Below are 10097 nucleotides of genomic sequence, written 5' to 3'. Positions count from 1 at the left end.
CTGCCGCAAGCTCGGGATTTCCTTCTGGGACTACCTCAATGACCGCATCGGGCAAATCGGAGACATCCCGCCCTTGCCGGAAATCGTGCGCGAACGGATCTTGGCCGCTCAGGCTGTGCCGTGAGTTATTGAGAAGTTACCCTGAGCGGTCTTGGTTTCAAGATTTTGTTGGATATTTTCTCATCCGCCGAACACCCGCTACGGTTTCGCGAACTGCCCTTCACCTTCCGTCAGCGTCAAGCGGGCGACAGCAAACTCGAAAAGGCGGTGCTCTGGGAATATCTGCTGATGCTGGCCCAGAAGATCATCGGAACCACGATTCCGGTGCGCTTCATCGCCTTTTCGCTGATCGGGGGACTTGGCGTCTTCGTCCACATGGCGGTGCTGTGGCCGATCCTGACCCTGCTCGGCAGCGGTGCTTTCATGCTGGGTCAAACCGCCGCGACCCTGGTTGCCATGACCAGCAATTTTTTCCTGAACAATCTGCTGACCTACCGCGATATGCGGCTGCGCGGGCGGCAACTGCTGTGGGGCTGGTTCACCTTCGTGCTGGTCTGTAGCGTGGGCGCCCTGGCCAATGTCGGGATCGCCAACTATCTGTTCCGGGAAGGGCATTCTGGCTGGTTCTTCTCCGCGCTGGCCGGGATTCTGGTGGGCGCGGTCTGGAATTATGCGGTGACAGCGGTCTATACCTGGAAGCGGCCCCAGGCGGCTTGACCTGCATCGCCAAGGACCGGCTATGACGGATTCCCGCTGGCCTCGGGCAAGGGCCGCATCGCCTCGTCCACATAGGGATTCGTCGCCGCCCGCTGTTCGTGGCGGACTCGCCGATAGAGCCGCCACACGCGCCACGCATAGACAGCCAGGCCGATATAGGTCGCGCGAATCTCAGACCACCGGCGACGATAGAAGGGGAGACGGGCCTCCAATGGCAGGGATGGGCGACGGTCGGTCCGGATCTTGCGGCGGATAAAGCCGCCCTGGAGCGGATGCACGCCCTCGAATCGGAAGCAGCCGTAAAACTCCAGGGCGATTTCCATGATGCGTTTCGGGTTGCGATCGAACGCGGCGGCGCGCCGCATCAGTGTCTCCAGATGAGCCATGGAGTAATAGTCATCCCAGGCACGCCGATAGAGCCCCTGCCATTCTTCCCGACTCATTCGCGGGTGAGTCGTGCAGACATGCTCAAGATCATAGACGTTCAGGTCTGGCTCCAGCGGCGCGCCCTGCTCATAGAGCGCTTTGTGATCGGCGGAACCGGGCAGCGGGGTCAGACAGAAAAACTCCAGGATATCGAGCGGCAGCTCGCGCTGGATGGTCGCGATGTCGGCGAGGACTCGCGCGGGCGTATCGTCCGGAAAGCCGATGATGTAGCCACAGTAGGTCGTGACCTTTTTCTTCTGCCAGGCCAGGAGCATCGCACGGTAATCGTCGATCTTGTTCTGCTTTTTGCGGGCGGACGCGAGGTTTTCCTGGTGGATATTTTCCAGCCCCAGGAAGACCCGCGAAACCCCCGCCTTGCGCGCCTTGTCGACGAAGTTGGGCAGCGTGTGGCACTGGGTGTCGATCTGAATGGTGAAGTTGAACTTCACGCCCAGTTCCTGGCGCAATTGGGCGATGCGATCAAAAATCGCCTCCCAGTTACGATTGCGCGCGAAGTTGTCGTCGGTGATGAAATAGTGACGAATGCCGTGCGCCAGGTTCGCCCGCAGCAGGCGCTCGATATCGTCCGGATCGCGATAGCGGGACTTGCGCCCCTGAACATTGATGATGGTGCAGAAGCTGCACAGAAAGGGACAGCCGCGTCCGGCATCGAAACTACCCGGCATGGGCGCGTAGCGGCGCGCCACCTTGGGCGGCAAGTACGGCATGGTCTGCCCCTGCAAGGACGGCAGATCATCCATGTAATTGTAGAGCGGCAGTAGCCGACGCTCATGAGCCGCGCGCAGGAAGTCGGCAAACCGTCCCTCCAGTTCACCAGCAAAGAGCGTCACGCCAAGATCCATGGCCTGCTTCAGTTCAACGGGGAGATCCGGCAACATCGCCAGGCAACCGCTGACATGAAAACCGCCGATGGCCACCTGGATCCCGGCGGCGCGGAAACGGCGCGCCAGATCGAGCGCGCGCGGGAACTGATTTGACTGCACCCCGACCAGACAGACGAGGCCCCGATTGGCCGACGCGCGGAAGCGGCGGATGATTCGCTCGACCGGGATGCGGGTGTTGGTTTCGTCGTAGGCGTGGATCCGGATTTCGGTGTCATCACCAAGCACCCGTTCCCCGGCCGCCCAACGGGTCAGCCCGTAGAGACTGGCCAGCGAATTGGACGGAATCCACGCCTTCAGCCACTGGATGACGTATCCCTGATCGTCGTAGTGGGAGGGTTTGATCAGTTCGACGTGAAAGGTTTGGTCTGTCGATGCCACGGGCGACTCCAAGTTCGGGATTAAACCGCGCCCGCCATGACATGCGTTGTTGGTGCATCAAAACAACGCGCATCACGCTGGACGCCGTTTAGGAACCCCTATTATGGTACTCCCGTCGACAGACATCGACAGCGGTTGGCCGAAACCGCGTCATCTGCGATGCCATTGAGGCATGCCAGGAGGAGCCAACGTGACAATCGCGCCAGTCACGGCAGACGCGGCGTGGATTACTGCCCAGCGGCCGCCGGAACCTCGACGAAGCTAATCACGAAGTTCACGGGCACGGCCTTGCTGATGCTTGCCAGACCAGCAATCTCACGCAGTTTCTCGACCCCATCGCTCATCCCGAACTTGGCCGCATCGACGATCAGCGGCTTGATGCTCGCGACCATCACGGTCTTGGCGTCCACCTTCGCGGCCTGCATGGCAAGTGTCATGGGTTGCTCCTGACCATGGAGCGAGAGACTACCCTCGGCATTGATCTGAGCGATGTCTCCGATAGCCATGTCGGTGATGATCTTGGGGTCGATCTTGGCGTTGAGCACGGCCTCCCGGTAGTTGGTTGTCTCGAACAGAAACTCTCGCATCCGCTCGTTACGGATTGGAATCAGGGTGTCGACCGTGTCGAGCATGAGCGTGACAACCGCCTGACCATCACCGTCAATCGTTCCCTGAATCTTGCCGAAGGTATTGACCTCGGCCACATCGTTGGCCTTGATGGAGACGAAGGCCAGGTGCGAACGGGCCGGGTCGAGGGTCCAGTCGGCCAGCGCGGGGGTTGCGGTCAGAATCCCGGACAGGATGAGAGCGAACATCGAATTGCGCATCGGTTTCTCCACAGCGGATTGATAAGATGGGCCGTTCAAACGGAAAGGCTTTTTTGACAGGCGAGACCAGAAACTTGGACGCAAAAATCCCAGAAACAAGCACCCCGCGCGAAGTCTCCGCACCGCCAGCCTGGACAGGGGCGATTCAGATCGCCCTTCCCCGCTGGATCGCGCCCTTTCTCAGCGCGCGTCCGGCGATCTTCCCGGATGACGATCGACGGATGGCGCTGGTGCTGGAACTCACCCGCGAGCAGGTGCGCGTCGGCAGCGGCGGCCCTTTCGGCGCTGCCGTGTTCGCGTCGGAGAGCGGTCGACTGCTCGCGGTCGGGGTCAATCTGGTGGTGGCCTCGCGCTGCTCCATCGCCCACGCGGAGATGCTGGCAATCGCCAGCGCCCAACAGATGCTTGGCCATTACGATCTGCGTCAGGCCGTCCCAGGCGGCTGCGTGCTGTTCAGCAGCGCGGAACCCTGCGCCATGTGTCTGGGCGCCCTGCCCTGGTCGGGCATCGACCGCCTGGTCTGCGCGGCACGGGACGCGGATGTCCGCGCCATCGGTTTCGACGAGGGCCACAAACCGCCGGATTGGGTGGAAGGCTATGCGCGCCGCGGCATCGGCGTGACACGCGATCTGAGGCGGGAAGAGGCGATTGCGGCGCTGCGGGAGTATGTCGTAAAGGATGGCGAAATCTATGGGGCGGCGGTCACTTCTGAGGCCGGTTCGGATGATCGGGATGCGATTGAACCTCCTGCTCCGCGCTGACTGCGGGATCGAGATGCACCGCTAGCCAGAGACAGGGCGGTGCGTGCGAGGTCCGCAGGACGCGATGCGGGGTGTGCGCGGGAATGAAGCGGTAGTCGCCGGCGGCGAGCTGAAGGGTATTGCCGGCGATCCAGAGCGTGGCCTCGCCTTGCAGCAGACAGACCCATTCGTCCTGTTCCTGATCGTAGAGACCGCTGTCGGGCCGGTCACTGCTCAGGATGCGCTCGATCCGCAGTTGGCCCAAGCGCAGGAGTTCCTCGAAATCCTCGCCCGCGGAGGGGCTAGGTCCATGCGCGAAGAGGTTTCCTGATTGCGTGTTGGGATCGTTCATGGCGGACTCCTGGTTGTTGAGGATCAGCTTTCCCGATCAGGTATGCGGGTCCGCGATCCGACTGTCCATCCGCACCCCGTTAGACGATTTCCGGAAAGGGGGTAGTCGGTGAGCGCCTCCACTCCCTAAATGTTGTGGTCACCACTCATAGCCATGCGTCACCGCGGCTTCAGTGACGGGCGCGGTGACGACCGCCTGCTCCAGGAGGCGGCGGAAGACGAGTCCACGGCTCTGCGAGGTGCGCCGGTTGAAGCGGAAGGTGAACTCCTCCAAGTACCCCTAGAGGTGCTCAGGAGTCACCGCACCCTGGTGCGTGCCGAGGATCCAGCGCTTCAACAGGCTCGCCACCCGATGGACGCCGGGCATGGTCACATGTGCAGGATCAGAGGAAGACGACAGAACCGTCCTGCGGTGCGTCAATCCTCGCTTCGGCCAGTCGTGGTACCCGCTCCAGCCGTTGGTATGCACCACGGAACCAGCCGCAACGACATCGCACACGAAAGGTACGAGATTTTCGCCCGAGGCATCCGCAATGTGCCGCATCCGCAACCTCCCGAACCCCTTGGGATCGAGAACCTCTAGTGCGATCACGACGACCATCTTGGCGGTCCCGCGTCCACGCTTGCCTCCGTGCTCGGCGCCGCCGACGAGGGTTTCGTCGTCCTCAACGACGCCCGCTAAGAGTCTGTTTATACTTTGTTGAATTAAAATAGTAATTTGGAGTCTAACCCGGATTATTCATAAAAACGGGCGACACTCGTTTAACCAATTGATAAAATTGGCGTTCCGCCAAGAACGCTTCGGAGAAGCCAAACGAGGTTGCCCATGTCCCAGTTTACCCAAGAGCCGTTGCGATTTCCTCCCGTCGACGGCCGGACCGTTCGGGCTGACGTTGACGGCGGGGCGATGTCTTCTGATTTCGGCCCCTTGATTCTGCACGGTGTCGACCCGCCGATCGGTCTGACCGAACGACTCGCCCAGACGGTCGATGACCCGCGCCATCCGCCCTACCTCGCCCATCGTTTCTGGGCCTGCCCACAGGTTTATGAAACATCCGGGATAGCGGCTTTGCTCTCTCGCGGAGAATAGGCGCGGCGCATCCATCCTCGTCGGCCTGTCCTGCAAGTTGCGGCTACGAGCGGGCATTTGGCGCGTTAAATCAGTATATAAGCGTTTTTTTCTTCTTCTCGACAAGGATCGTTCATGTCGATAAGAATAGGGTGAGATGGGAATTGATCGACGCCGTTTGAAGCGACGAACTTTAAGCGACGAGGGCTGAATCGAACCTGGAGTCTGCATATGGCACGTATCGTCATCCTTGGGGCGGGTATTTCCGGTCACACCACCGCCCGCTACCTGGGCAAGTGGGTCGGGAAAAAGCATCAGATTATCGTGGTTTCGCCGAATTCCAAGTGGAATTGGATTCCGTCGAATATCTGGGTGGGCGTGGGCGAAATGACGGAGCGGCAGGTGACCTTCGAGCTTGCTCCGATCTATAAGAAAATTAACGTGGACTTTCGTCAGGCCAAGGCACTGTCGATCAACCCGGAAGGCGATGCCGAGCATGCCAGCCCCTTTGTGACGGTCGAATACACGGAGATGTCGCGGGCCGGGCAGACTGAAGTTATCGAGTACGATTATCTGGTCAACGCCACCGGCCCCAAGCTGAATTTCGGCGCCACGCCCGGCCTGGGGCCTGACGGTGGCTATACCGTGTCGGTCTGCACGCCTGGCCACGCGCTGGAGGCGAACTCGCAACTGCAAAAGAACATCGAGGCGATGAAGGCCGGCGAGGAGCGTACCTTTGTCGTCGGCACGGGACATGGCATGTGTACCTGCCAGGGCGCGGCCTTCGAGTACATCTACAATGTCGATCATGCCTTGCGCGAGGCCGGTGTGCGCGAGCGCGGGCGGCTAGTCTGGATCAGCAACGAATACGAACTGGGCGATTTCGGCATGGGCGGCGTGCACATCACGCGCGGCGGCTACGTGACCAACGGCAAGATATTCGCCGAGTCGCTGATGGTCGAGCGCGGCATGGAATGGATCACCCGCGCGCACATCACCAAGATCGAGCCGGGCAAGATTCACTACGAATTGCTCGATGGCACCTATCATGAACTGAACTTCGATTTCTCCATGCTGATTCCGCCTTTCTCGGGGGTTGGCCTGAAGGCGTTCGATAAGTCTGGCGCCGACATCACCGATCAGGTCTTCGCGCCCAACGGGTTCATGAAGGTCGATGCCGATTACGCTCCCAAGCCGTTCGAGGAGTGGAGTAAGGCGGATTGGCCAAGAACCTACCAGACGCCGAAATACAAGAACATCTTCGCCATCGGCATCGCCTTCGCGCCGCCGCATCCCATCAGCAAGGTGATGAAGAGCCCCAACGGCACCCAGATCAGTCCGACCCCGCCGCGTACCGGCATGCCTTCGGCCACCATCGGCAAGGCCGTCGCGGAGAGTCTCCGCGACATGCTCAAGGGCGCGCCGGAGCCGACGCACTCCGCCTCCATGGGCGAGATGGGCGCGGCCTGCGTGGCCTCGACCGGCTCGGATATCTTCAACGGTACCGCCGCCACCATGACGGTGTTCCCGGTCGTGCCGGATTACGAAACCTATCCCGAGTATGGACGGGACATGAATCTCACCTTTGGCGAGATCGGACTGGCTGGACACTGGATGAAGTATATCCTGCACCATGTGTTCATCTACCAGGCCAAGCTCCGTCCGGGTTGGTCCATACTTCCGGATTGAGGCGTTTTCAGTCATCGCAATCCCCCGGTTGAAATCACCTTCTTCTGGTGGTAAAGCGCACGGGAGAGGGATAACCTCTTCCTTGCGGTGTCGTCCGGCTCAATCGGACGCTGATCGAAACATCTACTGCGAGGCAGAGACTTATGGCCGCTAAGAACAAAGAGCCCTATCAGCAGGCATACTATCCGCCGGTGCCCACGAAATGGGTCCGCTACATGCGGACATCCTTCATCTGGCAGTTTTACCGCTTCTGGGTGATCAACCTGAAGATCCTGAAACTTCTGTTGAAGTCGCATAACTAAATTGTGTCCAAGCAATGGCATGCGTGGTTTCAAGTGGATCGGTTGGCTTGAACCCATGTCCGTTGGAGCGGATGCGGCTTAATCGATGATTGGCGTCCTCGGCGGAACTTTCGACCCTGTTCATTTCGGACATCTGCGTCCGGCACTAGACTGTCTCCAGGGTTTGGGTCTCGACGAGGTGCGTTTTATTCCACTGAACGTCGCCGTTCATCGTCCTCAACCACTGGCCGCCGCCGCGATGCGTTTGACGATGCTGGAAGCGGCGCTTGGCGGACAGCCAGGTTTTGTCCTGGACAGGCGCGAACTGGAGCGGCCGGGCGGCTCTTTTTCTTACGATACGCTCGTCTCGCTACGTGCCGAGGTGGGTGTGGATGAGCCACTTTATCTGTTGGTTGGCGCGGATGCATTCGCTGGTTTCCTGTCATGGTACCGACCACTGGAGATTCTTGAGTTGGCGCATCTGGTTGTGATGCGCCGACCCGGTCATGGTTCGGTTGCCGATCCCTTCCTGCGCAATTTCTATCTGGAGTACGGCTGCGATGAGCCGGCGTCCCTGGCGGAGCGTCCGGGGGGGCGTATCCTGTACCACGACGTCACCCAGGTGTCGATTTCATCAACCCGCATTCGACAATTGATCGCGCGCGGCCTGAGTCCGCGTTATCTGTTGCCCGAGGCGGTGCTTGCTATCATTAAGCGCGAGGGTCTCTATCGGTGAGTCAGTCTCGTCAACGCTTTCGCGAAACTTATATACATCATTGATTTTCATCATTTAAGTAGAGGAGAACGCATGCAACTTGAGCAACTTCGGCAACTGGTCGTCGAGACGCTTTCCGACATGAAGGCCCGCGATGTCAATGTTATGGACGTGCGCGGCAAGACGGCCATCACTGATTACATGGTGGTCGCATCCGGTACCTCCGATCGGCATGTTAAAGCGATCGCCGAGACTGTCGCCTTTCGGTCGAAGGAAGCTGGCGAGACACCCCTTGGGACCGAGGGCGTTGCCGAGGGCGAATGGGCATTGGTGGATCTGAATGGTGTCGTCGTCCATGTGATGCTGCCTAAAGTGCGTGATTTCTATAATCTCGAACGTCTTTGGTCCGCCCCAGCCGCCGAGCCGATGATGGCATCGAGTGCAGTCTGAGTCGGGGCGGGGGTCGGTAGTGGGTGCGTTGGATTCTATCGGCGCTCAGGATACCGCAGCGCCGATCCTCGCGCTGGTTGCCGCAGTGGCGGAGAATGGCGTCATTGGTCGAAACAATGCCCTGCCTTGGCGTTTACCGGCCGATTTGGCGCACTTCAAGCGATTGACTCTGGATCAATCCATCGTCATGGGGCGGCGTACCTGGGAGTCGCTGCCGGGTTTGCTGCCGCGACGACGGCATATTGTCCTGTCTCGCGATCCTGATTTTCGCCCGGATGGTTGCACCGTTGCCTCCTCCCTCGATGCGGCGATTGCGATCGCGGGCAGTGTTCCTGAGCTGATGATTGTCGGCGGTGCCGCGCTTTATGCCGAGGCACTGCCACGCGCCAGCCGTCTTTATCTGACCCGTGTCCATGTCCGGATCGAAGGCGATGCCCTGTTTCCAGACTGGGATCCCGTGCAGTGGCGCGAGGTGAGTCGAATCGAGCAGGCGGCGGATGCACGCAATGCCTTTGCCATGACCTTTTTTGAGCTCCAGCGCGGGCGGTGAACGACCCCGTGATCTGGATGGCATGTTTTTTGTGTTACTGCATCGGCATCGTCTGATGCGGCGGCGTCGCTGACGCTCAATCCTGACCAGGTGCGAGATACCCCTTGCAGTTCAACTGAATCGGCATCCATGGCATGTTGTCCAGCTGGATGGCCGTGAGTGCGCCGCCCCAGAGACAGCCGCTGTCGATCGCCCAGACGTTATCTTCCTCACGGTAGCCAAGGGTCGACCAATGCCCGAAAATAATGCGCGCATGCCGGGTTTTTCTGTCTGGTACCTGGAACCAGGGGATTAGGCCGGCCGCCTGTCTCCCAATGTCTCCTTTTTCCTTCAGGGCCAGCGTGCCATCCGCTGCGCAGAAGCGCAGACGGGTCAAGCAGTTGGTGATGAAACGCAGTCGTTCCATGCCGGTCAGTTCGGGTGACCAGCGGTCCGGCTGATCCCCGTACATGGCGAGTAAAAAATCACAATAATCGTCTCCTTGCAGCGCCGCCTCCAGTTCACCGGCTCGCGCGCGCGCATCCGCCAGATCCCATTGCGGCGGTAGGCCGGCATGAATCAGGATCAGATTCCGCTCCGGGTCATGGTGGAGAAGTGGGCGATGACGGAGCCAATGCAGAAGTTCATCGCGATCCGGTGCTTTCAGGACGGCATCCAACGTGCTCTTTTTGGCGTGTTTGGTATTGCCCGCGGCGAGTGCCAGTAGATGCAGATCGTGATTGCCTAGTACGACCACTGCGCCTTCTCCGAGCGCATGCACGAAGCGCAGTACATCGAGCGAGTCCGGTCCTCGATTCACCAGATCACCGACGAACCACAGGCGGTCGGTCAGCGGATCGAAGGCAAGCCGGTCGAGCAGCGCCCTCAATTCAAGATAGCACCCCTGGATATCGCCGATCGCATAGGTGGGCATGGTCGTGTTGGCGTGCTCGGATTGAAAATACGGATGACCGCGTCCTGGACGCTGCCGCTTCGCTCCACTGAAGCCGGGCCTTCGCG

General features: G+C 60.0%; 10 protein-coding genes and 3 pseudogenes. 8 read left to right on the top strand and 5 right to left on the bottom strand.

Annotated elements, in window-relative coordinates; genetic code table 11:
* Nucleotides 1–141 precede the first annotated feature (141 nt).
* Nucleotides 142–717: pseudogene (locus tag QZY07_RS10370) on the top strand (GtrA family protein); the annotation flags it as partial.
* Between the two features lie 20 nt (nt 718–737).
* On the opposite strand, the gene QZY07_RS10365 reads toward QZY07_RS10370, so the two are convergent.
* Entirely contained in the window at nt 738–2426 is a 1689-nt protein-coding gene (locus tag QZY07_RS10365) for a radical SAM protein (protein WP_295402188.1), read from the bottom strand.
* Between the two features lie 227 nt (nt 2427–2653).
* Nucleotides 2654–3253, bottom strand: a complete 600-nt coding sequence (locus tag QZY07_RS10360) for a YceI family protein (protein ID WP_295402186.1) — start codon at nt 3251–3253, stop codon at nt 2654–2656.
* Nucleotides 3254–3327: 74 nt separating this feature from the next.
* Here QZY07_RS10360 and QZY07_RS10355 point away from each other — a divergent pair, with 74 nt between their 5' ends.
* A complete protein-coding gene (locus QZY07_RS10355) occupies nt 3328–4014 on the top strand; it encodes a nucleoside deaminase (RefSeq protein WP_295402184.1) in 687 nt (228 codons plus the stop codon).
* On the opposite strand, the gene QZY07_RS10350 is transcribed toward QZY07_RS10355, so the two are convergent.
* Both QZY07_RS10350 and QZY07_RS10345 read right to left on the bottom strand, forming a co-directional pair.
* A complete protein-coding gene (locus QZY07_RS10350; RefSeq protein ID WP_295402183.1) occupies nt 3956–4345 on the bottom strand; it encodes a cupin domain-containing protein in 390 nt (129 codons plus the stop codon). The genes QZY07_RS10355 and QZY07_RS10350 overlap by 59 nt on opposite strands.
* Before the next feature lie 138 nt (nt 4346–4483).
* Nucleotides 4484–5083, bottom strand: a pseudogene (locus tag QZY07_RS10345) (IS1595 family transposase).
* 87 nt (nt 5084–5170) lie between these two features.
* On the opposite strand from QZY07_RS10345, the pseudogene QZY07_RS10340 reads away from it, so the two are divergent.
* The 6 genes and pseudogenes from QZY07_RS10340 to QZY07_RS10315 form a co-directional block, all read left to right on the top strand.
* Nucleotides 5171–5356 (top strand): annotated as a pseudogene (locus tag QZY07_RS10340) (IS1380 family transposase); the annotation flags it as partial.
* A gap of 288 nt (nt 5357–5644) precedes the next feature.
* Complete coding sequence (locus QZY07_RS10335; protein ID WP_295402182.1) at nt 5645–7102, top strand: FAD-dependent oxidoreductase; 1458 nt, start codon at nt 5645–5647, stop codon at nt 7100–7102.
* A gap of 143 nt (nt 7103–7245) precedes the next feature.
* Nucleotides 7246–7404 carry a hypothetical protein gene (locus QZY07_RS10330; protein ID WP_201096387.1) on the top strand — a complete coding sequence of 53 codons (159 nt, stop codon included), beginning with the start codon at nt 7246–7248 and terminating at the stop codon, nt 7402–7404.
* A gap of 85 nt (nt 7405–7489) precedes the next feature.
* Nucleotides 7490–8119, top strand: a complete 630-nt coding sequence (gene nadD / locus QZY07_RS10325; protein ID WP_295402179.1) for a nicotinate-nucleotide adenylyltransferase — start codon at nt 7490–7492, stop codon at nt 8117–8119.
* A gap of 72 nt (nt 8120–8191) precedes the next feature.
* Nucleotides 8192–8548 carry a ribosome silencing factor gene (gene rsfS / locus QZY07_RS10320; RefSeq protein WP_295402177.1) on the top strand — a complete coding sequence of 119 codons (357 nt, stop codon included), beginning with the start codon at nt 8192–8194 and terminating at the stop codon, nt 8546–8548.
* Nucleotides 8549–8585: 37 nt separating this feature from the next.
* Nucleotides 8586–9098, top strand: coding sequence for a dihydrofolate reductase (locus QZY07_RS10315; protein ID WP_295402194.1), 513 nt, complete (start codon nt 8586–8588; stop codon nt 9096–9098).
* Between the two features lie 76 nt (nt 9099–9174).
* On the opposite strand, the gene QZY07_RS10310 is transcribed toward QZY07_RS10315, so the two are convergent.
* Complete coding sequence (locus QZY07_RS10310; protein WP_295402175.1) at nt 9175–10011, bottom strand: symmetrical bis(5'-nucleosyl)-tetraphosphatase; 837 nt, start codon at nt 10009–10011, stop codon at nt 9175–9177.
* Nucleotides 10012–10097 lie beyond the last annotated feature (86 nt).

Origin of the sequence: uncultured Thiocystis sp., from assembly GCF_903866365.1 — a bacterium.
Lineage (GTDB): Bacteria > Pseudomonadota > Gammaproteobacteria > Chromatiales > Chromatiaceae > Chromatium.
The sequence above is the reverse complement of the archived record's forward strand: the minus strand, read 5'-3'. Positions and strand labels throughout refer to the sequence as shown.